We start from the raw sequence: 23,845 nt of genomic DNA, 5'->3' as shown, positions 1-23,845 counted from the left end.
GTCAGCCTAGGTGCTGCGGGCCGGTGGCGACTGCCGCCACCGGGTCCGGACCGCGAGGTACGCGGCCAGGCCGAGCGGTCCGAGCAGGATGGTCAGCAGCAGCACCGGAGCCATCACCAGCGCCGGCACCCCCCGATCGCGGCTGTCCAACCAGGCCCACCGTCCGACGAACAGATCGAACGCGATCATGTGCGCCCAACCCGCCGCGGCCCCGGCGGAGGTGCCGAGCAGGTCGCGCACCCCGGCCAGGGTCGGCGACGCCACGGCCGGCAGCACGTCGCCGAACGCCGGAAGCACCAGCAGCGCGTAGATCACCACGACCGGCAGCACGATCAGCGGCGAGGCGATGATCCGGGCGGTCCACGACCAGCGCGGCAGCAGGATCATCAGCGCCCAGAACGGCGCGGCCACCGCGAACGTCAGGGAGAACAGCGTCGCGGTCACGCGGCCAGCGCCAGTTCCGGGCGACGTCGCCGGGCCAGCACCCGTCCGGTCGCGGTCGCCGTCGCGACCACCAGGGCCGCGACCGCGACGAACGTGACGGCGTCCGGCCGCAGCAGCGGCTGTTCGCGCAGGGCCTGCCAGGTCAACAGCACGGTGAGTACGCCGTACGAGCCGCCCGCGACGACCAGCAGCCGGGCGCGGGTGCGCTCGTCCAACCGGGTCGCGAACCGGCTCAGCAGGATCGCCAGGATCGGCAACGCCTGGAGGGCGTGCAGCCCGACGAAGTGCCCGATCCGCAGGTCACCGCCGGTGGTGCTCCAGCCGACGATCGGCAACCCCGGCCCACCGTCGGGCACGCCGACGCTGTGCGCCCCACTGATCCCCTCGATCCCCGGGTCCTGCATCGGCAACGCCATCGGCACCGCCGCGAGCATGCCCAGCGAGGACAGGCCGAGCCCCCACCCGACGGCGGTCGCGGCGACGCGGTCGGGGATCCGCTGGATCAGGACCACGATCCCAATGACGAGGTGCGCGAAGAACAGCACCATGATCGCCGCGCCCATCGTCGCGAACAGCGCGGTGTTCAGCGGGGTGCTGTCGTTGAAGTGGCTGGTCTGCCCGCGTATCACCTGACCAACGATCCACACGTTCTCGACGACCGCCACCGCGACGATGACGACGACCGCCCACTCGACGGCCCGGCTGCGTCGCGGCAGCAGGGAGAGCATCCAGGCGAGCGTCGCGCCGTACAGCACGAACGACACCGCGAACTTGAACGGCTTGAGCCAGATCGGCGCCCCGGTGAGGACCCGCGGGTCGACGAGGATGCCGACGACGGCGACGACGCCGAGCACCGCCATCACGGATACCAGGACCATCAGTGGGCGGTTCCAGCGCGTCGCCCGGCGCACAACGGTAGTCATGTCTGTAGATGCTCGTGGCCGCTCCCGCCGATCGCGTCCGACCCCGAGCCCCGGTTGTGGCCGGTGGTCGGAGCGCGCCTCCTCCCCGGGTAGGAGACGAAACCCGTCGAGGCCGCTGGGTGGTGCTGGCACAATGGCCGGCCTGCCGACCGGACGGGGATCGAATCATGAAGGTCAGTGCGGACCAGGTCCGACCGAACGAGACCACAGTGCCGCTGCTGCACTGCGCGGCCCCGGAGGAGACCCTGGCGTTCTGGCGGGCTCTCGGGTTCGAGGTGGCTTTTGAGCAACTCAAGCCATATGTGTATCTGGCGTTCACCTGGAGCGGGTTCCAGCTGCACTACGGCCCGGCGCCCAAAGACCTGGACCCGGCGAAGGAGCATTCCGGCGGCTGCCTGGTGATGGTGGACGCGGTGGCGTCGTACCACGCGGTGTTCGCCGATGCGATGCGCCGCAGCTACGGCAAGGTGCTGGTCAAGGGGCTACCCCGGATGACCCGCTACCGCGCCGGGGCGTCGCGGTTCAGCATCGTCGACCCGTCGGGCAACACCATCGTCTTCATCCAGCGGGACGAGCCGGAGGACGTGGAGTACGGCGGGTCGAAGCAGCTTGACGGGCTGGCCCGGGTGCTCGACAACGCGCGGATCCTGCGGGAGTTCAAGATGGACGACCGGGCGGCCTATCGGGCGCTCGACTCGGGGATGCGCCGCCGCGCCGAGGACGCGCCGGTGGTCGAGCAGGCGATGGCGCTGGCCGGCCTGATCGAGTTGGCCACCGCGTTGGACAAGGCCGATCGGGTGCCCGAGTGGGGCGCCCGACTCCAGGCGCTGTCCCTGACCTCGGAGCAGCGGACGCAGGTGGCGCAGTACGTCGCCGACCCCACCCTCCTCGAACCGTGGTGGCCCGGCCCGCGCTGACCCCGGACCTCTCCGCGCCTCATCGGGCGTGGACCGCGGTCAGGACCCTCGAACGCGCCCGTGCGCTGATCAGTCTGACCGCCGAGTTCCTGCCCCTGACGCGACGAAGGTCCGCTTCCCAGTAGGTCATATTCGCGCGTACGTCTCGCCATTCCACGGAACGGCGCAAAATTACCGCTTTAGGGTAAGTAAGGCGAACGCACCTAGCTGCTCCGATAGCTTTCGAAGGAGAGGAAAACTCATAATCCTCCCTTCGGGTGCACAAGGAGTCAGTGATGAAGCGCAGTGTCGCGCTCGCGGCAGCCCTCCTGGCAGGTCTGACCAGCATCGGATCGATCCCCGGGGCCGCCTTCGCCGATGGCGGTGGCCCCGGGTACCACGACGACCGCAAGGGGGGTGATTACCACCACGGCGACGAGGGCGCGGTCTTCGTCCAGACCAACAAGGCCGAGGGCAACACCATCAAGGTGTACGACCGCGACGAGGACGGCCGTCTGACCAAGGCGGGCGAGTACGAGACCGGCGGGCTGGGCGGCTTAACCATCGGCGCGCCGCTCGACGCGCTGGCCTCGCAGGGCTCCCTGACCTACCACCGCGGACTGCTGTTCGCGGTGAACGCCGGCAGCAACACCGTGACGGTCTTCCGCGTCGAGGGCACCAAGCTGCACAAGCTCCAGGTCATCTGGTCCGGCGGCCTGCTGCCGGTCAGCGTCGCGGCCCGTGGCGACCTCGTCTACGTCCTCAACGCCGGCGGCGAGGGCTCGGTGCAGGGCTTCGAGCTGCACAAGGGGCGTCTGTCGCGGATCGAGGACGCCAACCGGTCGCTCGGACTGCACAACGGCAACCCGCCCGCGTTCGGGACCGCCCCGGCCCAGGTCAAGATCGACCCGGACAGCGAGTTCGTCCTGGTGTCGACGAAGGCCGCCAACGTCATGTTCAGCTACGAGATCGGTCGCAACGGCAAGCTGTCCCGCAACCCCGTCATCAGCGACGCGGGGAACACCCCGTTCGGCTTCACCTTCGACACCGAGGACTCGCTGCTGGTCACCGAGTCGGGTGCGAACGCGGTCAGCCGGTTCGAACTGGAGGACGACGGCGCGCTCGACCAGGTCGGCCCGTCGGTGCCCAACGGCCAGCAGGCGACGTGCTGGATCCAGCGCGTCGGCGACTACTTCTTCGTCGCCAACGCCGGCAGCTCCACCATCAGCTCCTACCGGGTCGACGACCACGGCAAGCTCGAACTCGTCAAGAACGTCGCCGCCGACACCAACGGCGGGTCGATCGACATGACCACCAGCGACGGCTTCCTGTACGTGCAGAACGCCACCGCCGGCAACGTGCAGGGCTACAAGGTGCACGAGGACGGGTCGCTGAATCTCGTCACCACAGTGGAGGGTCTGCCGAAGTTCGCCGACGGCATCGGCATGGAGGGCATCGCCGCCTCCTGAGCGCACCACCCGCTGGTCCCGGTCGTTCGTCGACCGGGACCAGCTCTCGCCGGTCTCCGGACGGCCTCCGCTGAGCCCGGTCAGCTGGGACGCTGGATCGGGCGTTGTCGCTGCCTGCACGGTGACCGACCTTCCGTCGAGGTCGTGGCGGGGCTGAAATCCCGCCGGGGCCGCTAGTCGAGGCTGGCCAACTCGTCCGGCGACAGGGCCAGCGCCCCGGCGGCCAGGTTCTCGACCAGGTGATCAGGGTTGCCGGTACCGGGGATGGCCAGCAGGTGCGGGCCGCGGCTGAGGGTCCAGGCGATCCGCACCTGCGCCGGCGTCGCGCCGTGCGTGCGCGCGATGGCCTCCACTGCCGTGTTGGTGGCTACGCCGCCGGCCTCACGTCGGTCGCCGGCGATCGCGAAGAACGGCACGAATGCGATGTTCTGTTCACCGCAGGTGCGCACGAGCTGATCCTGCGTACGTCGGGTGTCGACACCGTACGTGTTCTGCACGCAGACCACCGGGGCGATCGCCTGCGCCTGCGCGAGGTGGTGCGGACGGATGTTGGACAGGCCGAGATGCCGGATGAGTCCGGCGTCACGTAGCTCGGCCAGCGCGCCGAAGTGCTCCGCCACCGAGTCCAGTCCGTCTTGGCGCAGGTTCACGACATCCAGATGGTCGCGGCCGAGTTGGCGCAGGTTCTCCTCGACCTGTCCGCGCAGCTGATCCGGCCGGGCCAGCGGCAGCCACTCTCCCGAGGGGTCGCGGCCCGGTCCGACCTTCGTGGTGATGACCAGGTCGTCGGCGTACGGCGACAGTGCACTGTTGATCAGCTCGTTGGCCGACCGGAGCGGCGAGAAGTAGAACGCCGCCGTGTCGAGGTGGTTCACACCGAGGTCGACCGCTTGGCGTAGCAGGCCGATGACCCGCGCGCGATCGCTCGGCGCGCCGCCGTTACCCGTCAGGCGCATTGCGCCGAATCCGATCCGATTGACGCTCAGGTCGCCGAGCGTCCAGGTACCCGCAGATTCCGCACTGATCATGTTGGTGGGCATTGGGCGAAACTAGCCACCCCCACTGACCTGCGCAGTCGGGCGTCTGCCCGATACCGATCGGGATGAGGCGCTGTTAGGTTATCTATCGTGGGAAGCGCTTTGCCGGCAGCGCGGTGACAGCCGGCAGATCATTCGGGTCCTGACCGCATTGGCGTTTCGCCCTGACGGCAGACCGTCGCGCGCTAGGACGCCAACCGTTCGCGCGGGGTGCGCGTCGGCCGGGGGAGTTCGGCGCTGCCGTCCGACGTGTTGATCTCCGACCAGACGGCGTCGAGGGAGAGGCCGAGGACGTCGGCGATCGCCGCGATGGTCGGAAAGGCGGGGGTGGCTATCCGGCCGGACTCGATCTTTCGAAGGGTCTCTGGCGAGACGCCCGCGTCCAGCGCGGTGAGGAGCATCGAACGCTCTCCACGGGCTCGACGCAGGAGCGCGCCGAGGCGCTGTCCGCGTTCGAGCTCTTCGGGAGTGAGCGGCAACCTGACCATGCCCCGATTCTAGTACCGGGATAATATGGCCGGGATACTTATTGGTCTCCCGAGGAAGGCGCTGCATGATCGAGATCCTGAGCCCCGCCGACGTGCTGCGAGCGAAGGACACCGGCGCGCTGGTCGCCGGCATCCTGCAGACGCTGAAGAGCCGCTGCGTGGTCGGCACGAACCTCCTGGACATCGACCGGTGGGCGCAGGCCATGATCACCGAGGCCGGGGCGCAGTCCTGCTACGTCGACTACGAGCCTTCCTTCGGGCGCGGGCCGTTCGGCCACTACATCTGCACGTCGGTGAACGACGCCGTGCTGCACGGGTTGCCGTACGACTACCCGCTCGCCGACGGCGATCTGCTCTCGCTCGACCTCGCCGTCTCCCAGGGTGGAGTCGTCGCGGACTCGGCCATCAGCTTCATCGTGGGCGACGTGCGGCCCCCGGAGAGCCTCGCGTTGATCGACGCGACCGAGCGCGCGTTGCAGGCGGGGATCGCCGCCGCCGGCCCCGGCGTTCCCATCGGTGACCTCTCCCACGCGATCGGCTCGGTTCTCAAGGCGGCGGGATACTCGGTCAACACGGAGTTCGGCGGCCACGGCGTCGGATCGACGATGCACCAGGACCCGCACGTCTCCAACACCGGGCGCCCCGGTCGCGGCTACCGGCTACGCCCGGGGCTGCTGCTGGCGCTGGAGCCGTGGGTGATGGCGGACACCGCCACGCTCGTCACCGATGCCGACGGCTGGACCCTCCGCAGCGCGACGGGCTGCCGGACGGCGCACAGCGAGCACACCATCGCCATCACCGACGACGGCGCGGACGTGCTCACCCTGCCGACGTCCTGACCCGTACGGCACTGTCGACGCCCTCATCGCTCAGCCGACGCCGTGCCGCCCACCGTGGACGATTAACCGGCCGCCGAAGGGGCACGTCCCTCCGTGGCACCCTGCCGGGTCGCGTTCAGAATGAACCGATCGGTCATATTTTCCGTGATGACGGTCAGGGTCACCCACCAGAGTCACGGAGGCACGATGTCAACGGTTCGAACTGGTCCGCTCATCGGACTGCTCGTGCAGATCGCCCTGCTGGCGGTGCTGGCCGAGACGGTCGGTCTGGGCGCGGCGGGCTGGGCGGCGGGGCTGGCGTACGGGGTGGTCCTGTGCGCCCTGCTCAGCCGGGGGATGTCCCGCTCGGGCGCGGATGCCCTCAGCCCGGCCGACCGGGTGACCCTGAGCCGGGCGATCCTCGTCGGCGGCGTGACGGCCCTGGCCGCCGACTCGTTCGGCCGGTCGGCGCCGGTCACCCTGATGGTCGTCCTCACCAGCGTGGCGTTGGCCCTCGACGCCGTGGACGGGTACACGGCCCGCCGCACCGGGACCACCAGCGAGCTCGGCGCGCGCTTCGACATGGAGATCGACTCCTTCCTGGTCCTGGTCCTCTGCCTGCACGTGGCCCCCGCGGTGGGTGGCTGGGTGCTCGTGATCGGCGCGATGCGGTACGTCTTCGTCGCCGCCAGCTGGGTGGTGGGGTGGATGCGCGGATCCCTGCCGCCGCGCTACTGGCGCAAGGTCGTCGCCGCCATCCAGGGCGTGGTGCTGACGGTGGCGATGGGCGACGCGCTGCCCGGGCCGCTGACGACAGTCGTGCTGCTGGCGTCACTGGCGCTGCTGGTCGAGTCGTTCGGGCGTGACGTCGCGTGGCTGTGGACGACCCGTCACCTCCGCCGCACCGTCATCCACGACACTGCGGGCAGCCGACACGCCCCGGACATCCACGACGCCCCGGTCGCGATGGTCCACGCGAGCAGCCCGGTCAGCCACAGTGCCCCGAGCGCCGCAGCGGCGCTGGGCTCGGGCCGGACGGACGGGCTGCCGTGGTCGGACCGTCCCACGGTCGCCGTCGCCCGACGGGGGATCGCCCGCGTCTGATCCGCCCGGATGCCGCGCCCAACAAAGATCATGGAAGGATGCCCGGGTTGTCGCTCTTGACGCGCGTACGTCAGCTGCCGAACCAGGGACGGAGGGCGATGAGGGACGAGGTCTCGGACGGCACCACCGACGTCGAGGATCGGCCGAAACGCTCCATCGCCGCCCGGCTGTCGACAGTGCTCGCCGCGCTGCTCGTGCTGCTCGTCCTCACCGTGCCGTACGACTTCGGCCGGCTCAGCCCGGCGGCGTTCGCGCGGATCCCCCTGGAGGCGCTGCTTGTCGTGGCCCTCCTGCTCGCCCTGCCGTCTCGTGGCAGCCGACTGGTCGCGACGCTGGCCGGCGTGGCCCTCGGCCTGCTCGGAGTGTTGAAGCTGCTCGACCTGGGGTTCACCGCCTCGCTGAGCCGGGCGTTCGACCCGGTGCTCGACTGGGCGCTGCTCGACGAGGGGTTCGCCTTCCTCAGCGAGTCGTACGGTCGACCCGCCGCCACCGGCGTCGCCATCAGCCTGGCGGTGGTGGCCGTGGGCCTGCCCACACTGGTCACGCTGTCGATGCGGCGACTGCGGCGGCTGGTGGTCCGGCACCGCACCGGGACCACCCGGATCGTGGCCGCGCTGGTGGTCGTCTGGGTGGCCTGCGCCGCGTTCAACGTGCGGGTGGTCGAGGGCGTGCCGGTCGCCGACACGTCCGCGACCACACTGGCCAACGGTCACGGCTTCCAGGTGCGCCTGCGCCTCGACGACCGCGAGACGTTCGGCGCGCTGATCGAGGACGACAGGTTCGGCGACACCCCGGGTGACCAGCTACTGACCGCGCTGCGTGGCAAGAACGTGGTGGTCGCCTTCGTGGAGAGCTACGGCCGGGACGCCGTCGAGGATCCGGAGTTCGCGCCGCAGGTCGGTGCGGTCCTCGACCGCGGCGCCAGCGAGCTGAGCGCGGCGGGTTTCGCCGCGCAGAGCGGCTTCCTCACCTCGCCGACCTTCGGCGGCGGCAGTTGGCTCGCGCACGACACGCTGCTCTCCGGCCTCTGGATCGACAACGACCAGCGGCACCGCACCCTGCTGGCCAGTGACCGGATGACCCTCAATGGCGCCTTCCGGCGGGCGAACTGGCAGACCGTCGGCGTGATGCCCGCCGTCACCAGGCCGTGGCCGGAGGGTTCCTTTTTCGGCTACGACCGGTTCTACGACGCCAAGGCGCTCGCGTACCGTGGCCCGAAGTTCAGCTTCGGCACCCCGCCCGACCAGTACACCCTGGCAAGGTGGCAGCACCTGGAGCAGGCGAAGCGCGACGGCAACGTGATGACCGAGCTGGCGTTGGTGTCGAGTCACGCGCCCTGGACGCCCGTGCCGCCGCTGCTCGACTGGGCCGACGTCGGCGACGGCGCGGTCTACCGTGCGGCCGGCGCGGGCAGGTCGGACGACAAGCGCCGCAACACCGGCCAGATCCGGGCGGACTACCGAAAGTCCATCGAGTACACCCTCGGCGCGCTCATCTCCTACGTGCGGACCTACGGAGACGACGACCTCGTGTTCATCGTCCTCGGTGACCACCAACCCGCCGCCGTCGTCACCGGCGAGAACGCCAGCCACGACGTGCCGATCTCGATCATCACCCGTGATCGGGCCGTATTGGACCGGATCTCCGGGTGGGGCTGGCAGGACGGGCTGAAGCCCGGACCGCAGGCGCCGGTCTGGCGAATGGACGCCTTCCGGGACCGGTTCCTGACCGCCTTCGGACCGTAACCCGGCCACCTCTCTCACGGACTGGACCCCAGACAGATGACGGCTACCACCGACACCAGGATCGCCGCGCTCCGGACCGACCCGGCCCTGTCCCTGCTGCACCGGTCGCTGGACGTCTACTACGGCGATCCCGAGCGGGACGCGAGGATGGACGCCTTCTACTCCCGCTTCGTCGGCGGCGGGGACCTCGTCTTCGACATCGGCTCCCACGTGGGCGACCACATCGCCAGCTTCCGTCGCCTCGGTGCCCGGGTCGTCGCTGTGGAACCGCAGCCGCTGTGTCTGCGCGTCCTGCGGGCGATCTACGCCGACGACGACCAGGTGACCCTTGTCGACGCGGCGTGTGGCGCGCTCCCTGGGCGCACCCGGTTGCACGTCAACTCCGCCAACCCCACCGTCTCGACCGCCTCACCGGACTTCGTCCGCGCGGCGAGGGGCGCGGGCGGGTGGGAGGGCCAGGTGTGGGACACCGACATCGAGGTCCCGGTGGTCACCGTCGATGCGCTGATCGAGACGTACGGCGTGCCGACCTTCACCAAAATCGACGTTGAGGGTTTCGAGGACGAGGTGCTGGCCGGCCTGAGCCGCCCACTGCCCGCCTTGTCGTTCGAGTTCACCACCATCGCCCGTGCGGTCGCCGACCGGTGTCTCGATCGCCTGACCGCGCTGGGCTTCGACGGCTTCGACGTCGCGGTGGGCGACGACAAGTCGATGACGTTCCGACGGTGGATGTCCGCGACCGACCTGGCGACGCACCTGCACGACCTGCCGCACGCCGCGAACTCCGGCGACGTGTACTGCGTGTCCGGACACCAGGTGGCTGCCACCGACAGCTGACCATCCACGGCCGGAGCGCTGTTCACAGTGGACGACGACACCCTGGTGGTGACCGAGCGCTTCCGGCTGGTGCACGTCGTCTGAGCACTTCCGCCCACTGTGGACTGTTGAGCGGCGGGCCGCGCCGCCTGACAAGGTCACCTATGCTCGGCGCGTGATCCCCCCGGCACTCGAAATCCGTGGCCTGGTCAAGACCTTCGCGGCGCATCGCGCGGTGGACGGCATCGATCTGACCGTCCACCCCGGCACCTTCCACGGCGTTGTCGGGCCCAACGGCGCCGGCAAGTCCACCACCATCGGGATGGCCGTCGGCCTGGTCACCCCGGATTCCGGGCAGATCCGGATCCTCGGCCACGACGCGCTGCGCGACCGCCGCCAGACCCGCGCGCTGACCGGCGTGCTGCCCGACGGCCTCGACTTCCCCGAACGCCTCACCGGTGCCGAACTGCTGCGCTACAGCGCCGGCCTGCGCGGGCTGCCCCGCGCCACTGCCACCGACCGTGCCGCCGAACTGATCGACGTGCTCGGCCTGACCAAGGGCGCCGGCACCCCGCTGGCCGACTGCTCCACCGGCACCCGCAAGAAGCTCGGCCTCGCCCAGGCGCTGCTGCACGCGCCCCGGCTGCTCGTGCTCGACGAACCGTTCGAGGCGGTCGACCCGGTCTCCGCGGCCACCATCCGCCAGGTGCTGCGCCGGTTCGTGGCCGGCGGCGGCACCTGCGTGCTGTCCACCCACTCGATGCTGCTCGTCGAGCAGATGTGCGACGAGGTCACCGTGATCCATCAGGGCCGGGTGGTCGCCGCCGGGTCGGTCGCCGAGGTCGCCGCCGGCCGCAGCCTGGAGGACCGGTTCGTCGAGTTGGTCGGCGCCGAAGCCTCCGGCAGCGCCGGTCTGGCCTGGCTGACCGGGGCACGATGAGCACGGAACTGAGCGCCCCCGGCCGGCTGGGCGGCACCCTCGGCGCGATCGCGGTGCCGGCCCGGATGCGCGCCACGATGCTGCGTCGCTCGCTGCGCGAGCACCCCGGGCCCACAGTGGCCGGCCTGGTCGGTCTGCTCGCCGCCGCCTGGTTGATCCGGTACGCGCTCCGCGGCGACCAGCACACCCTCGGCCTGCTCGCCGGGGCGTGGGTCCTCGGCTGGATCGTGTTGCCGCTGCTGCTCGGTGGCGGGCGCGGCCGGGTCCGCCCGGCCCACCTGCGGCTGGAGCCGATCGGCGGGATCCCGGCCGCAGTCGGTCTGCTCGCCGCGTCGGCGATCGGCATCGGCCCGGCCGTCTCGCTGGTGGCACTCGCCGCGCTGCCGGTGCACGCCGCCCGGTACGGCGCCGTCGCGGTCCTCGTCACCGCCGGCGGCGCGGTGCTGCTCTGGCTGCTCGGGCTGATCGGCTCGGCGATCGCGCTGGAGGTCGTCGGCCACGCCGGCGGTCCGGCCGGGGCGCTGCTCACCGGCGTCTTCACCGGTACGGCGATGGGTGTCGCCGGGTCGCTCTGGGCGGTCTTCCCGTGGGTGTCGGTCCTGCTCGTGGCAGCGCCGGAGGAGGTGGTCCGGGCCATGGCGTACGTGCCGAGCGCCTGGCCGCTCTCCGCCGTGACCGGGCCGACCGGGCAGGGGGCGCGCCTGACGGCGACCCTGGTGGGCATCGTGGCGCTCTGCGCCGCCGCGTACATCATGCTCGTCCGAAGGGTGATCGCCACGGGCGTGCCGTTCCGGCCGCGCCGGACCACAGCGCTCCCGCTCGTGCGGCGCGGCGGCGACGATCTGGCCGCGCGGCGCGGAACCACGGCGGCGTCACCGGCCGAAGATGGGCAGGCGCAGCGCGGCTGGCGGGCGTGGGTGCCGGCCGCGACGCGGGCGGTCGTCGGCCGTGAGCTGCGGGCCTGGACGCGGCATCCGTTGCGGTTGCAGTATCTGGCGTTCGCCGTGGTGTACGGGGCGCTGCTCGCCGGCCTGCCGCTGCTGTCCGACGTGGACCTGCTGCTGCCGTGGGCCGGACCGCTCGCCGTGCTCGGCGCGGCGGCGATGTCGGCCGGGCTGGTCGGGCTGGACGGCACCGCGTTGTGGCTGCCGCTCACCACGCCCGGCGGCGAACGGGCCGAGGTCCGGGGCCGGGCCCTGGCCTGGCTGGTGCTGGTCACCCCGATCGGGGTGCTGCTCGCCGTCGCCGGTGTCATCCTCGCGCCCGACGTCGACCCGCTGGCCGCGCTCTCCACCCTGCCGGCTCTGCTCGGCGCGGGCGCGTCGGTGCCGGTGTGGGTGTCGCTGCTGCGCGTACGCCCGGTGGCCGACCCGCGGCATCCGACCGCGGCCGACAACCCGACCGACATCGTCAGTGTGCTGGTCGCCACCGCGGCTGGGCTGCTCGCCACCGCGCCGGTGCTCGCCCTGGTGATCTGGGGCCCGTCGGAGGTGGCGCCGCTGTTGCCGCTGGTCGGGCTGCTCGGAGGCGCCGCAGCCTGGTGGGGTGGCGTGTGGTTGGCCGACGAGCGGCTCGCCCGGCGCGGCACGACGGTGCTCGCCGCGGCAGGTCAGCGGAGCCGGCCTCCGGAGACGGTGCTTCCGCTGACCTGGGACCTGCAGTGGTATCGGGAGAACACGTCGACCGCCTGGGCGCTGGGGTTGCTGACGGTCGGGTGGATCCCGGTGATCCCGCAGGGGTTGATGCCGTTGGCGTTCGGAATCGACAGCGGGTGGATCGTGGCCGGTCACCTGAGCGGGAGCGCGCACACGGCCATGGGGTTGGCGATGGTCGGCCTGGGCGTCGCGATGCTGCTCACCGGCCTGGTGCTGTGGGATCGCCGACCGCAACCCGGCGGCTCCTGAGCCACAGCTCTACCACAGCCCGAGCTGGCCCTCGACCTCGTCCGTGTGTGGCTCCCGCAGTTGCCAGAGGCGGACCACCCCGAGGCGGGCGTCATGCGTCATCCACCGTCCGTGTCCACCGGCGGACAGGATCGAGTTCTGGGGCATGTCGATGCCGTAGTCCATCACGGTCTGCGGGCGCAGCGTACGGGTGGAAAGCAGGAGATGCTGCTCGGCGTCACCCTGGTCGGTCGCGACGCCGACCATCACCCAGTCGTCGGATACGACGGCCCCGGTCTCGTACATCCGGTAGTCGTCGGAGTCGCCGAACTCCGGGATGTCGTCGTAGCGGCGCTCTATCCGAACACTGTCGTCGGCACCATCGCGTATCGCGATCCAGCCGCTGCCGTGCGGCATGGAGAGATAGAAGCTCCCGCTGGCGTTCGTGTCGGCCAGGCAGCCGTTCAGGATCTGCCCGGCGACCAGCCGCCGATCGCCCGTCGTCCAGCGATAACTGAGGCAGGTTTCCGGTCCCACCGCGATGTGCAGCCCGACGTGCTGTCGATTGGCGTCCAGGACGAAGGTGGCGGAGCCTTCAACTGTCTGAAGGGGGCGCCGGCCCACCTCGGTGCCGCCTCGGGACGTGTCCAACACGACGAGTTGGTCGCCGGCACCGTCGGGCAGAAACAGCCAGAGAAGATCGTCCCCGGCCAGGTGACAGCTCGGCCGTGGCCAACCTGTCGACAAGACCCTGCCGTGCTCGACTGTCCACCGGACGCGGCCGTCGGCGCTGCGAACCTGCACCTGTCGAGGTCCCACGAGCGCGAACCGCGACCGGTCCGGAGCCACACCGACGGCCAGGATCGGGTCAGCGTCGGAGGACGCCCACGCCAGCGCGACCGTCAGGTCCGAGTGCGATACGCGCAGCGAACGATGGCTCCACGCCAGTAGCCCCGTGTCGGTCAGCCACTCGACGAAGGTCGGCGGCGTCACCACTGTCTCGGCGATCAGCAACGGGCGCACAGCCGCGAGCCTACGCACGACGAGAAGCCGTGGCGGTACTCGTTGGGTCGTAGCCATGGGAGTGGATGCTGTCCGGCATGCTGTGGACATGACTGAGGAGCTGAAAGATCCGTCCGCCTGGTCCGGCGACACGATGTCAGCTTCGCCACCAGTGATCTCTGTGATGCTGATACCGGCGTTGATCCTGCTCGGGGCGACGTTGGTGCCGTTGACGTTCCTGACGTTCGCGCAGGCCCGGACCGGGCGGTGGCAGGTGCCGGCCTCGGCACTCTGCCGATGCTGTTCGTCGCGTTGATCGAGGAGTCGGCGAAGCTGATCGTCCCGGTGGTGCTGCTGTTCACGGTGGTGGCCCAGCGTCGTCGCCGGGTGCCCTCCGACGGGCTGATCATCGGCATCGCGCCGCCGGTCACACCGCCTGGACCGGGCTGACCGCCGGTGCGCTCTGGGCGTTGCTGGCGAGCCCGAGCGTCGCTCGGCTCTTCGGGTTCATCGGCACGTTCCTGGGTGTCGTCGTCCTGCACACCCTGTGGGACACGTTCTCCGGTTCGCTGGTCTTCGTCGTGTTGGCGATCATCAGCATCGGCTGGTTGTTCTGGGAGCTGCGCCGCTACCGGAGCTTCAGCGATCAGCACATCAGCACATCGGCCAGCTGCAACCGCACTGACCAGCGTCGTACTCCATGCCTCTCCCGGCCCGCAGCGAAGAGCTGGGGTAGGCATGACTGTTGGTGATCTCGCTGCGACCGGGCCAGCACCTCATCTAACGTCAGAGTGTTCATATTTGGCGGGATTGGTGGGGAAGGTGCGGCGATGGGGGTGCGCAGCTGGTTCGAGGGCTGGCCGGTCTATCGCCAGCTCACCGGCACGGACCCGCTGGGCCGGGGCGCCGCGGCGAAGTCCGACGGGTCCCGCGCGCTCACCGCCCGCACCGATACCGCCGATTCGGTGGCCCGTTCGGTCTGCCCGTACTGCGCTGTGGGTTGTGGTCAGCGGGTGTTCGTGAAGGACGGGCGGGTCAGTCAGATCGAGGGTGATCCGGACAGCCCGATCTCGCGGGGTCGGCTCTGCCCGAAGGGTTCGGCGAGCAAGAGCCTGGTCACCAGCCCGCTGCGGCAGACCACGGTCCGCTACCGCCGGCCGTACGGCACCGAGTGGGAGGACCTCGACCTCGACACGGCGCTGAATATGATCGCCGATCGGGTCCTGGCCGCCCGGGACGAGACCTGGGAGGACGTCGACGCCGAGGGTCGAGCGCTCAACCGGACGCTGGGCATCTCCAGTCTGGGTGGGGCGACGCTGGACAACGAGGAGAACTACCTCATCAAGAAGTTGTTCACCGCGATGGGGGCGCTCCAGATCGAGAACCAGGCCCGTATTTGACACTCCGCCACCGTCCCCGGTCTGGGGACCAGCTTCGGTCGTGGCGGCGCTACCCAGTACCAGCAGGACCTGTCGAACTCCGACGTCATCGTCATCCAGGGTTCGAACATGGCCGAGGCGCACCCGGTGGGTTTCCAGTGGGTGATGGAGGCCAAACGTCGGGGGGCGAAGGTCTTCCACGTCGACCCGCGGTTCACCCGAACCAGCGCGCTGGCTGACTCGTACCTGCCGATCCGGGCGGGCACCGACATCGCGCTGCTCGGCGGGGTGGTGCGCTACATCCTCGACAACGAGCTGGACTTCCGGGAGTACGTCGTCGCCTACACCAACGCCGCGACCATCGTGACCGAGGAGTACGCCGACACCGAGGACATGCACGGCCTCTTCTCCGGCTTCAACGACGACAACGCCACCTACGACCAGGCCAGTTGGCGCTACCAGGGCCACTCGCAGAACCAGACGACCCGCGACAGCGAGACACAGCGGGAGACGGCGGCCGGGCTGGAGAACGAGTCACACGGTGCGCCCGTCGGCGGCGAGACCGAACGGGACGAGACGTTGCAGCACCCGCGCTGCGTCTACCAGATCCTCAAGCGGCACTTCGCCCGCTACACCCCGGAGATGGTGGAACGGGTCTGCGGCATCCCGCAGGAGAAGTTCTTCGAACTGGCCCGGGCGTGGACGGAGAACTCCGGCCGGGACCGGACCGGCATGCTCGTCTACTCGGTGGGTTGGACGCAGCACAGCGTCGGCGTGCAATACATCCGGACCGGCGCGATCATCCAGCTCCTGCTGGGCAACGTGGGCCGCCCGGGTGGCGGGGTGATGGCCCTGCGCGGGCACGCCAGCATCCAGGGGTCCACCGACATCCCGACGCTGTTCAACCTGCTTCCGGGCTACCTGCCGATGCCGCACCACGCCAATCACCCGACCCTGGACGAGTGGGTGGACAGCATCGCGCACCCCGGGCAGAAGGGCTTCTGGGGCAACGCCCGCACCTACGGCGTCAACCTGCTCAAGGCGTACTGGGGTGATGCGGCAACCGCCGACAACGACTACTGCTACGGGTACCTGCCGCGGATGACCGGGGACCACGGCACCTACCAGCAGGTGCTCGACATGATCGACGGCAAGATCAAGGGCTATTTCCTGCTCGGGCAGAACCCGGCGGTCGGTTCGGCGCACGGCCGGGCGCAGCGGCTCGGCATGGCCAACCTCGACTGGCTCGTCGTCCGGGACCTCTTCATGATCGAAAGCGCCACGTTCTGGCAGAACGCGCCGGAGATCGAGACCGGCGAGATCGCGCCCGAGCGGTGCCGCACCGAGGTGTTCTTCCTGCCGGCCGCCTCCCACGTGGAGAAGGAGGGCACCTTCACCCAGACCCAACGGCTGTTGCAGTGGCGGGAGAAGGCCGTCGAGCCGCCAGGCGACGCCCGTTCCGAACTCTGGTTCTTCTACCACCTCGGTCGCGTCATCCGGGAACGGCTGGCGACGTCGACGAAGCCGCGCGACCGTGCGCTGCTCGACCTCGCCTGGGACTACCCCACGCACGGCCCGACCGCCGAGCCGAGCGCCGAGGCGGTGCTGCGCGAGATCAACGGGTACGACGTGGCGACCGGCCGGCCGCTGGCGTCGTTCACCGAGATGAAGGACGACGGCTCCACAGTCGGCGGTTGCTGGATCTACACCGGCGTGTACGCCGACGGCGTCAACCAGGCGGCCCGCCGCAAACCCGGCTCGGAGCAGTCCCTGGTGGCGCCCGAGTGGGGTTGGGCGTGGCCGGCGAACCGGCGCATCCTCTACAACCGTGCCTCCGCGGACCCGGACGGCAACCCGTGGAGTGAGCGCAAACGCTACGTCTGGTGGGACGCGGACAAGAGCGAGTGGACCGGCTACGACGTGCCGGACTTCGAAAAGACCAAACCGCCGTCCTACCGACCGGCGCACGACGCCTCGGGTGTGGCGGGCATCGCCGGCGACGACCCGTTCATCCTCCAGGGCGACGGCAAGGGCTGGCTGTACGCGCCCACGGGCGTGCTCGACGGACCGATGCCCACCCACTACGAGCCGGTCGAGTCGCCGGTGCGCAACCCGCTCTACCGACAGCAGGCCAACCCGACCCGCAAGGTCTACACCCACCCGATCAACACGCTCAACCCGAGCCCGCCGCAGGAGCACAGCCAGGTGTTCCCGTACGTGTTCACTGTCAGCCGGCTCACCGAGCACCACACCGCCGGTGGGATGAGCCGGACGGTGTCACCGCTGGCCGAGCTGCAGCCCGAGATGTTCGTCGAGGTGTCGCCGGAGTTGGCGGCCCTGCGAGGGTTGAGTCACCTGGGCTGGGCCCACCTGGTCACCAGCCGGGCGGCAGTCGAGGCGAAGGTGCTGGTGACCGACCGCGTGACGCCGCTGCGAGTGGATGGCCGGATCATCCACCAGGTCTGGCTGCCGTACCACTTCGGCTACGAGGGTCTGGTGACCGGCGATTCGGCCAACGACCTGTTCGGCATCACCCTCGACCCCAACGTCCTGATTCAGGAGAGCAAGGTCGGCACGTGCGACGTCCGGCCCGGACGACGCCCCAGAGGACAGGACCTGGTGGACCTCGTCGTCGACTACCGGCGGCGGTCGGGGAACCTCGTCCACCGTTACCCGCCGATGGTCACGACCGACGTCGCCGACAGCAGCAGCGACCAGGAGGCCTGACCGATGCCCCATGCCAACGCCCTGTACGGGCCGCTGGACCCCGCGCCGGACGCCGGCTACGAGAACCCGCCACCGCGGATGGGGTTCTTCACCGACACCAGCGTCTGCATCGGCTGCAAAGCGTGCGAGGTGGCCTGCAAGGAGTGGAACGGCGTCCCCGAGAGTGGGCTCGACCTGCTGGGCATGTCGTACGACAACACCGGCGCGCTGACCGCGAACTCGTGGCGACACGTCGCGTTCGTGGAGCAGCCCCGTTCGGCCGGCTGGGCGACTCCGGCGTTCGCGGGGGACCCGGACGGGCCGGCGATCAGCCCGGTGACGGCGGCGGCCGGCGCGCGTACCAGCACCGACACCGGGACGGACCCCGGCCTCGACACGGGCTCGCCCGCCGCGGCGGCCCGCATGTCGGGCGGGCCGGAGTTTCTGGGGATGCCGGGTGCGCAGCCGCCGGGGCGGGGCTCGGGCGCGGAGGGGCGGACGGATTTCCGCTGGTTGATGATGTCGGACGTGTGCAAGCACTGCACCCACGCGGCCTGCCTGGATGTCTGCCCGACAGGTTCCCTGTTCCGGACGGAGTTCGGCACAGTGGTGGTGCAGGAGGACATCTGCAACGGCTGCGGTTACTGCATCTCCGCCTGCCCGTACGGCGTCATCGATCAACGCAAGGACGACGGTCGGGCGTGGAAGTGCACGCTGTGCTACGACCGGCTCGGGGTGGGGATGACGCCGGCGTGTGCCCAGGCGTGTCCGACGGAGTCGATCCAGTACGGCGAACTGGACGAGCTGCGGGAGCGGGCCGCCGCGCGGGTGGCGAAGCTGCATGAGCGGGGCGTGCCGGAGGCGCGGTTGTACGGGCACGACCCGAACGACGGCGTCGGTGGTGATGGTGCGTTCTTCCTGCTGCTCGACGAGCCGGAGGTGTACGGCCTGCCACCGGACCCGATTGTGACCACCCGCGACCTGCCGGCCATGTGGAGGCGTGCCGGCCTGGCGGCGATGACGATGGCGGTCGCCACGGCGGTCGCGTTCCTGGGCAGGCGGCCATGACCCGCGGCGGTGAACAGCTCACGGTGCCGCCGGCCGACTTCGCCTCCTACTACGGCCGACCGGTACTGAAGCCGCCGGTGTGGAAGTACGACATCGCCGGCTACCTGTTCACCGGAGGCCTCGCCGCCGGAAGTGCGCTGATCGGCGCGGGCGCCCAACTGACCGGACGAACAGGGCTGCGCAAGGTGGGCCGTTGGACGGCCCTCGGCGGTGTCGCCGCCAGCACGTACCTGCTGGTGCACGACCTCGGCCGGCCGGCCCGGTTCCATCACATGCTCCGGGTGGCCAAGGTGACCTCGCCGATGTCGGTCGGCACCTGGATTCTCGCCGCGTTCGGCCCGCTGGCCGGTGTGGCAGCGGTCGCCGAGCTCGCGCCGCTGCTCCCGCAGCACGGTGTGCTCGGCCTCGCCCGTCGGATCGCACCGCCCATCGGCAACGTCGCCGGCCTGGCCGCCGCGGCCACCGCGCCGGCGCTGGCCACGTACACGGGGGTGCTGCTCGCCGACACTGCAGTGCCGTCGTGGCACGACGCCTACCCGTCGCTGCCGTTCGTCTTCGCCGGCAGCGCGCTCGCCGCCGCGTCCGGGGTCGGACTGATCGCGGCACCGGCCGCGGAGGCCGCCCCACTGCGACGACTCGCCCTGGCCGCCGCGGCCATCGAGTTCGGCGGAGGGCACCAGCTGGAGCGGCAGGGCCTCACCAGCGAGCCCTACACGCACGGACGCAGCGGCCGGCTGGTCAAGGCGGGACGCGCTCTGCTCGCCGTGGGTGCCGCCACCGCGCTGGTCAGCCGACGCAGCCGGGTCCTGGCGGCGATCTCCGGCGCCGCCCTCGTGGCATCGTCTGTCGCCACCCGGTTCGGCGTCTTCGAGGCGGGACGGGTGTCGGCCCGCGATCCGAAGTACACGGTGGTGCCACAGCGGGAGCGGCTCGACGAGAAGCGGTCGGCGACCCGGCTCTGAGCGGATCGTCGCAACGGAAGGCGCCCCGTCAAGGGGGCGCCTTCCGAAGCGGTGCAAGAGGTCTGGCGGCGGTGGGCCGCCGCGGGTCAGCCGGTGAACAGCTTCGCGGCGGTGATCGCGGTCTGGACGATGCCGTACCCGAGGAGCACCGCGATCAGCAGCCACGACAACCAGAGCCGCCCGGTCTGGCTACCGACGCGCGGCGGCGCGGGCGGCTGGCTGTCCCGCCCGAGAGCGACCGGCTCGGTGACGGTGGCCTTCGCCACGGGCGAGGTCGGTCCTCGGTTCGGTTCGTGGAACCGCTCGGGCACGGAACGCACCAGCAGGTTCGCGATGAACCCGATGGCGAGGATGCCGACCATTGTGAACAGCGCGGGCCGGTACGCCGCAGCGGTGAGCGTGCCGGGCTTGCCCTGCGTGTCGAGGATCCCGTTGACGATCAGCGGGCCGGCGACACCCGCTGCCGACCAGGCGGTGAGGATCCGGCCGTGGATGGCCCCGACCTGGAAGGTGCCGAACAGGTCACGCAGGTAGGCGGGCATGGTGGCGAAGCCACCGCCGTAGAAGGAGATGATCGCGGCGGCGATCAGCACGAAGACCGCTGTCGCGGAGTGACCGGCCACGGCGAGCAGCAGGTACAGCACCATGCCGACGCCGAGGTAGACCATGTAGATGGGCTTGCGGCCGATGAGGTCGGACGTCGTCGACCAGACGAACCGCCCAGCCATGTTGAACAGCGACAGCACTCCCACGAAACCGGCCGCCGCCGTCACCGAGACCGTGGTGGCGGTCCCGTTGTCCCGGAAGAAGTCCTGGATCATCGGGCTTGCCTGCTCCAGGATGCCGATGCCCGCTGTGACGTTGCAGAACAGCACGATCCACAACAACCAGAACGACCGGGTACGCACGGCGTTCGACGCCGACACGCTCGCCGTCGTCACCAGAGGTCGGGCGGCGACGCTCGCGGGGTCGAATCCGGCGGGCCGCCAGTCCGGCGCCGGCACCCGGACGTTGAACGGGCCGAACATCATGATCACGAAATAGCCGATGCCGAACGTGACGAAGAGCGCCACGAGGGCGTTGCCCGACGCCACGGCCGCCGGGTTGTTGGGGTTGTAGCCGGAGTCGTAGAGGGAGAGCAGTTGGCGCGCGAGCGGGCCGGCGACCAGGGCGCCGCCGCCGAACCCCATGATGGCCAGCCCGGTGGCGAGGCCGGGGCGGTCCGGGAACCACTTGATCAGTGTGGAGACGGGCGAGATGTAGCCGATGCCGAGCCCGATGCCGCCGATGACGCCGTACCCGAGATAGAGCAGCCAGAGTTGTTGGGTCGCGATGCCGAGCGCGCCGACCAGGAACCCGACGGCCCAGAAGCACGCCGAGACGAACATCGCCCGGCGTGGTCCGTTCCGCTCGACCCAACGGCCACCCACCGCCGCCGACGAGCCCAGCATGACGATGGCGATACTGAAGATCGCCCCGATTGCCGTCTGGCTGACGTCGAAGTGCGCGATGAGGGAGTTCTTGTAGACGCTCGTCGCGTAGACCTGGCCGATGCAGACGTGCACGGCCAGTGCCGCGGTCGGGATGAGCCAGCGGCTGTATCCCGGGGGAGCGACGGTGTGCCGAGGATCGAAGACCGACAGCATGGGCATCGTCCACACCTCCTGCGGCTGAGTGGGCCGCGACGTTGCCGAGCTGTCCGACCCGGCAGTTGGCCGAGGGGCGCCGCCGCAGTGGCGGCTCGGCGCACGTCTGGCGTCAGCCGTTGACCGGCTCGATCTCACGTTACGTGGCAACGGGTTCACGCCATGTCGTTACCGAGAAACGCGGAACCGGGGGCGGGCCAACCGGTCCGCCCCCGCTCTGCTGGCGTACGGCTCAGTGGACCGCGGTCTTTGCGGCCGCCTCCTCCTGGGCGCGTCGTTCGTCCCCGCTGAGGGTGTGCAGCGGCTTCTCCTTGATGAACAGCACGACGATCAGCGCGAGCAGCGCGATCGGCGCGCCGACCAGGAAGAGGTCCGCGGTGGCGATGCCGTACACGTCCTGCACGATGCGCAGCACAGGCTCGGGCAGGGTGGACAGGTCGGGCACCTCGGCGGAGCCACCGCCGGCGGTCGCCGCCGGGCCGAGCCGGTCGGTCGTCAGCGAGGTCACCCGACTTGCCAGGACCGCGCCGAGGGCGCTGACTCCGATCGCGCCGCCCATGCTGCGGAAGAACGTCAGCACGGAGGTGGTGGCACCGAGTTCGTGGGCCGGCACGTCGTTCTGCGCGGCGAGCACGAGGTTCTGCATGAGCATGCCGACGCCGACGCCCAGCACGGCCATGTAGATCGACAGCACGACGACGCTGGTGTTGGCGTCGATGGTGCCCAGCAGCAGCATCCCGACGGTCATCACCGCGGCGCCGGCCACCAGGTACGCCTTCCACCGGCCGTACTTCGTGATGAGCTGACCGGCCACCGTCGACGAGACGAGCAGACCGAAGATCATCGGCAGGCTCATCAGGCCCGCGACGGTGGGCGACTTGCCCAGCGAGATCTGGAAGTACTGGGACAGGAAGACGGTGCCGCCGAACATCGCGACACCGACCAGCACGCTGGCGATGGTGGCCAGGGACACCGTGCGGTTGCGGAAGATGCTCAGCGGGACGATCGGCTCCGCCGCCCGCGACTCGACGACCACGGCCAGCGCCAGCAGAACCAGCCCGCCGATGACCATCACTGCCGTCCAGCCGGAGGCCCAGTCGAACTTGTTGCCGGCCAGGGACGACCAGATCAGCAGCGTAGAGACACCCGAGGTGATGAGCAGGGCGCCCAGCCAGTCGATCTTCGCCTTGCGGCGGACGACCGGCAGGTGCAGGGTGCGCTGGAGCAGGGCGATGGAGACGATGCTGAACGGGACGCCGATCAGGAAGCACCACCGCCAGCCCAGCCACGACGTGTCGACGAGCAGGCCGCCGATCAGCGGGCCGGCGATGGTGCCCACACCGAAGACCGCGCCGAAGATGCCGGCGTAGCGGCCCAGCTCACGCGGCGGGATCATCGCCGCCATGACGATCGTGGCCAGCGCTGTCATGCCGCCGGCGCCGATGCCCTGGACGACCCGGCTGAGCAGCAGAACCTCGACGTTCGGCGTGAAGCCCGCGATGAGTGAACCCACCACGAACAGTCCCAGCGACAACTGGATCAGCAGCTTCTTGCTGTAAAGGTCGGCCATCTTGCCCCACAGCGGCACCGTCGCCGTCATGGCGAGCAGTTCGCTGGTGACGATCCACGTGTAGACGGTCTGGCTGCCGTTCAGATCCGCGATGATCCGCGGCAGCGCGTTCGCCACCACAGTGGAGGCGAGGATGGACACGAACATGCCGACCATCAGGCCGGAGAGGGCCTGCAGAACCTCCCGACGCGACATGCGCGTGCCGACGTCGGCGGTGTCGGCGGGCGGGACGGTGGTGGTCATTGACGCTCCCTTGTCGGGTTTGTGGCCCAGTGGCTGGCCCCGGAGCTGATGTGGCGGGGCACGGACTGGCGGGTCAGGAGGGGGACGGCGGATCGGGCAGGCCGGCGGCGACCGCGGCGAACGCCTCGTCGACGAAGTCGTGCAGGGGCCGGGCGTCGTCGCCGGCGGCCCAGCGCAGCAGGGCGGTGCGGAAGGCGGCACCGGCGACAGCGACGACCAGCGGCGGGTGGCCGTGGTCGGGGCCGACGCCGAGGCGGGTGGCGACGACCGCGACCATGGCCTGCTCGGTCGCGCTGTTGCCGGCCACCAGCCGAGGCAGCAGCGCGGGGTTCTGGGCGATGACAGTCAGTCGCAGCCGCCACAACTCCCGGTCGGCCTGGATCGAGTCGACCGACTCGTCGAGGGCGGCCCGCACTGCCTGCAACGCCGACACCTGCGCCGGGGCGGCTGCCAGTCGCGCCACGACCGGGTTGCCGTCGAGTGCCGGATCGTCGGTGAGGGCCTCGTCCTTGCAGGTGAAGTAGTTGAAGAAGGTCCGCGAGGACACGTCAGCGGCCTCGCTGATCTCCTCCACCGTGACGTGCTCCAGGCCGCGTTCGGCGACCAGCCGCAACGCGGCGGCGGTCAGCGCGGCCCGCGTCTGCGCCTTCTTGCGGTCGCGACGTCCGGGCGCGGCGTGGTCGATGTCGGTCACGCCGGCGAGATT

General features: G+C 70.4%; 21 protein-coding genes and 1 pseudogene. 14 read left to right on the top strand and 8 right to left on the bottom strand.

All coding sequences use genetic code 11. The annotated features are described in order from the left end of the window. Positions 1-6: 6 nt before the first annotated feature. Both ABZ794_RS29875 and ABZ794_RS29870 read right to left on the bottom strand, forming a co-directional pair. Positions 7-444 carry an ABA4-like family protein gene (locus tag ABZ794_RS29875; protein WP_238690072.1) on the bottom strand — a complete coding sequence of 146 codons (438 nt, stop codon included), beginning with the start codon at positions 442-444 and terminating at the stop codon, positions 7-9. Beyond that, positions 441-1,367, bottom strand: coding sequence for a hypothetical protein (locus ABZ794_RS29870; protein WP_357518697.1), 927 nt, complete (start codon positions 1,365-1,367; stop codon positions 441-443). The genes ABZ794_RS29875 and ABZ794_RS29870 overlap by 4 nt, the downstream gene beginning before the upstream one ends. A gap of 167 nt (positions 1,368-1,534) precedes the next feature. Here ABZ794_RS29870 and ABZ794_RS29865 point away from each other — a divergent pair, with 167 nt between their 5' ends. Next, entirely contained in the window at positions 1,535-2,284 is a 750-nt protein-coding gene (locus ABZ794_RS29865; RefSeq protein WP_357518695.1) for a glyoxalase, read from the top strand. Between the two features lie 275 nt (positions 2,285-2,559). Continuing rightward, the gene (locus ABZ794_RS29860) at positions 2,560-3,732 is read left to right on the top strand and encodes a beta-propeller fold lactonase family protein (RefSeq protein WP_357518693.1); all 1,173 of its coding nucleotides are present in this window, start codon (positions 2,560-2,562) and stop codon (positions 3,730-3,732) included. A gap of 173 nt (positions 3,733-3,905) precedes the next feature. On the opposite strand, the gene ABZ794_RS29855 is transcribed toward ABZ794_RS29860, so the two are convergent. Next, the gene (locus ABZ794_RS29855; protein WP_357518691.1) at positions 3,906-4,772 is read right to left on the bottom strand and encodes an aldo/keto reductase; all 867 of its coding nucleotides are present in this window, start codon (positions 4,770-4,772) and stop codon (positions 3,906-3,908) included. Positions 4,773-4,954: 182 nt separating this feature from the next. Then, complete coding sequence (locus ABZ794_RS29850; protein WP_357518689.1) at positions 4,955-5,257, bottom strand: helix-turn-helix transcriptional regulator; 303 nt, start codon at positions 5,255-5,257, stop codon at positions 4,955-4,957. 65 nt (positions 5,258-5,322) lie between these two features. Here ABZ794_RS29850 and map point away from each other — a divergent pair, with 65 nt between their 5' ends. The 6 genes and pseudogenes from map (at position 5,323) to ABZ794_RS29820 (ending at position 12,584) form a co-directional block, all read left to right on the top strand. After that, entirely contained in the window at positions 5,323-6,096 is a 774-nt protein-coding gene (map, locus tag ABZ794_RS29845; RefSeq protein WP_210785396.1) for a type I methionyl aminopeptidase, read from the top strand. 186 nt (positions 6,097-6,282) lie between these two features. Then, positions 6,283-6,997, top strand: a pseudogene (locus ABZ794_RS29840) (CDP-alcohol phosphatidyltransferase family protein); the annotation flags it as partial. A 280-nt stretch (positions 6,998-7,277) separates the two neighbouring features. Further along, a complete protein-coding gene (locus ABZ794_RS29835; protein WP_357518687.1) occupies positions 7,278-8,924 on the top strand; it encodes a sulfatase-like hydrolase/transferase in 1,647 nt (548 codons plus the stop codon). 36 nt (positions 8,925-8,960) lie between these two features. Then, entirely contained in the window at positions 8,961-9,761 is an 801-nt protein-coding gene (locus ABZ794_RS29830; RefSeq protein ID WP_357518685.1) for an FkbM family methyltransferase, read from the top strand. Positions 9,762-9,915: 154 nt separating this feature from the next. Beyond that, positions 9,916-10,680 carry an ABC transporter ATP-binding protein gene (locus ABZ794_RS29825; protein ID WP_357518683.1) on the top strand — a complete coding sequence of 255 codons (765 nt, stop codon included), beginning with the start codon at positions 9,916-9,918 and terminating at the stop codon, positions 10,678-10,680. After that, positions 10,677-12,584, top strand: a complete 1,908-nt coding sequence (locus tag ABZ794_RS29820) for a hypothetical protein (protein ID WP_357518681.1) — start codon at positions 10,677-10,679, stop codon at positions 12,582-12,584. The genes ABZ794_RS29825 and ABZ794_RS29820 overlap by 4 nt, the downstream gene beginning before the upstream one ends. A gap of 9 nt (positions 12,585-12,593) precedes the next feature. Here the strand turns inward: ABZ794_RS29820 and ABZ794_RS29815 are convergent, their stop codons facing one another. Then, entirely contained in the window at positions 12,594-13,586 is a 993-nt protein-coding gene (locus ABZ794_RS29815) for a hypothetical protein (protein ID WP_357518679.1), read from the bottom strand. A gap of 88 nt (positions 13,587-13,674) precedes the next feature. Between ABZ794_RS29815 and ABZ794_RS29810 the strand changes: the two genes are divergently transcribed. The 6 genes from ABZ794_RS29810 (at position 13,675) to nrfD (ending at position 19,680) form a co-directional block, all read left to right on the top strand. Further along, complete coding sequence (locus ABZ794_RS29810; protein ID WP_357518677.1) at positions 13,675-13,881, top strand: hypothetical protein; 207 nt, start codon at positions 13,675-13,677, stop codon at positions 13,879-13,881. Beyond that, positions 13,863-14,015: a hypothetical protein gene (locus ABZ794_RS29805; protein ID WP_357518675.1), complete on the top strand. Its 153-nt coding sequence runs from the start codon at positions 13,863-13,865 to the stop codon at positions 14,013-14,015. Before ABZ794_RS29810 ends, ABZ794_RS29805 begins: the two co-directional genes overlap by 19 nt. A 20-nt stretch (positions 14,016-14,035) precedes the next feature. Then, entirely contained in the window at positions 14,036-14,317 is a 282-nt protein-coding gene (locus ABZ794_RS29800; protein WP_357518673.1) for a hypothetical protein, read from the top strand. A 78-nt stretch (positions 14,318-14,395) separates the two neighbouring features. Then, positions 14,396-17,671, top strand: a complete 3,276-nt coding sequence (gene fdh / locus ABZ794_RS29795; protein ID WP_255750838.1) for a formate dehydrogenase — start codon at positions 14,396-14,398, stop codon at positions 17,669-17,671. 3 nt (positions 17,672-17,674) lie between these two features. Beyond that, entirely contained in the window at positions 17,675-18,718 is a 1,044-nt protein-coding gene (locus ABZ794_RS29790) for a 4Fe-4S dicluster domain-containing protein (RefSeq protein WP_357518671.1), read from the top strand. Further along, positions 18,715-19,680, top strand: a complete 966-nt coding sequence (gene nrfD, locus ABZ794_RS29785; RefSeq protein WP_210786326.1) for an NrfD/PsrC family molybdoenzyme membrane anchor subunit — start codon at positions 18,715-18,717, stop codon at positions 19,678-19,680. The genes ABZ794_RS29790 and nrfD overlap by 4 nt, the downstream gene beginning before the upstream one ends. An 86-nt stretch (positions 19,681-19,766) precedes the next feature. Here the strand turns inward: nrfD and ABZ794_RS29780 are convergent, their stop codons facing one another. The 3 genes from ABZ794_RS29780 to ABZ794_RS29770 all read right to left on the bottom strand — a co-directional run bounded on the left by ABZ794_RS29780 (position 19,767) and on the right by ABZ794_RS29770 (position 23,833). Then, complete coding sequence (locus ABZ794_RS29780) at positions 19,767-21,326, bottom strand: OFA family MFS transporter (protein WP_238690134.1); 1,560 nt, start codon at positions 21,324-21,326, stop codon at positions 19,767-19,769. Between the two features lie 232 nt (positions 21,327-21,558). Then, positions 21,559-23,139, bottom strand: a complete 1,581-nt coding sequence (locus ABZ794_RS29775; RefSeq protein WP_357518669.1) for an MDR family MFS transporter — start codon at positions 23,137-23,139, stop codon at positions 21,559-21,561. Positions 23,140-23,212: 73 nt separating this feature from the next. After that, the gene (locus ABZ794_RS29770) at positions 23,213-23,833 is read right to left on the bottom strand and encodes a TetR family transcriptional regulator (RefSeq protein WP_357518667.1); all 621 of its coding nucleotides are present in this window, start codon (positions 23,831-23,833) and stop codon (positions 23,213-23,215) included. Between the last annotated feature and the right edge of the window lie 12 nt (positions 23,834-23,845).

Origin of the sequence: Micromonospora sp. NPDC047187 (assembly GCF_040643355.1) — a bacterium.
Classification (GTDB): domain Bacteria; phylum Actinomycetota; class Actinomycetes; order Mycobacteriales; family Micromonosporaceae; genus Micromonospora; species Micromonospora salmantinae.
The sequence above is the reverse complement of the archived record's forward strand: the minus strand, read 5'-3'. Positions and strand labels throughout refer to the sequence as shown.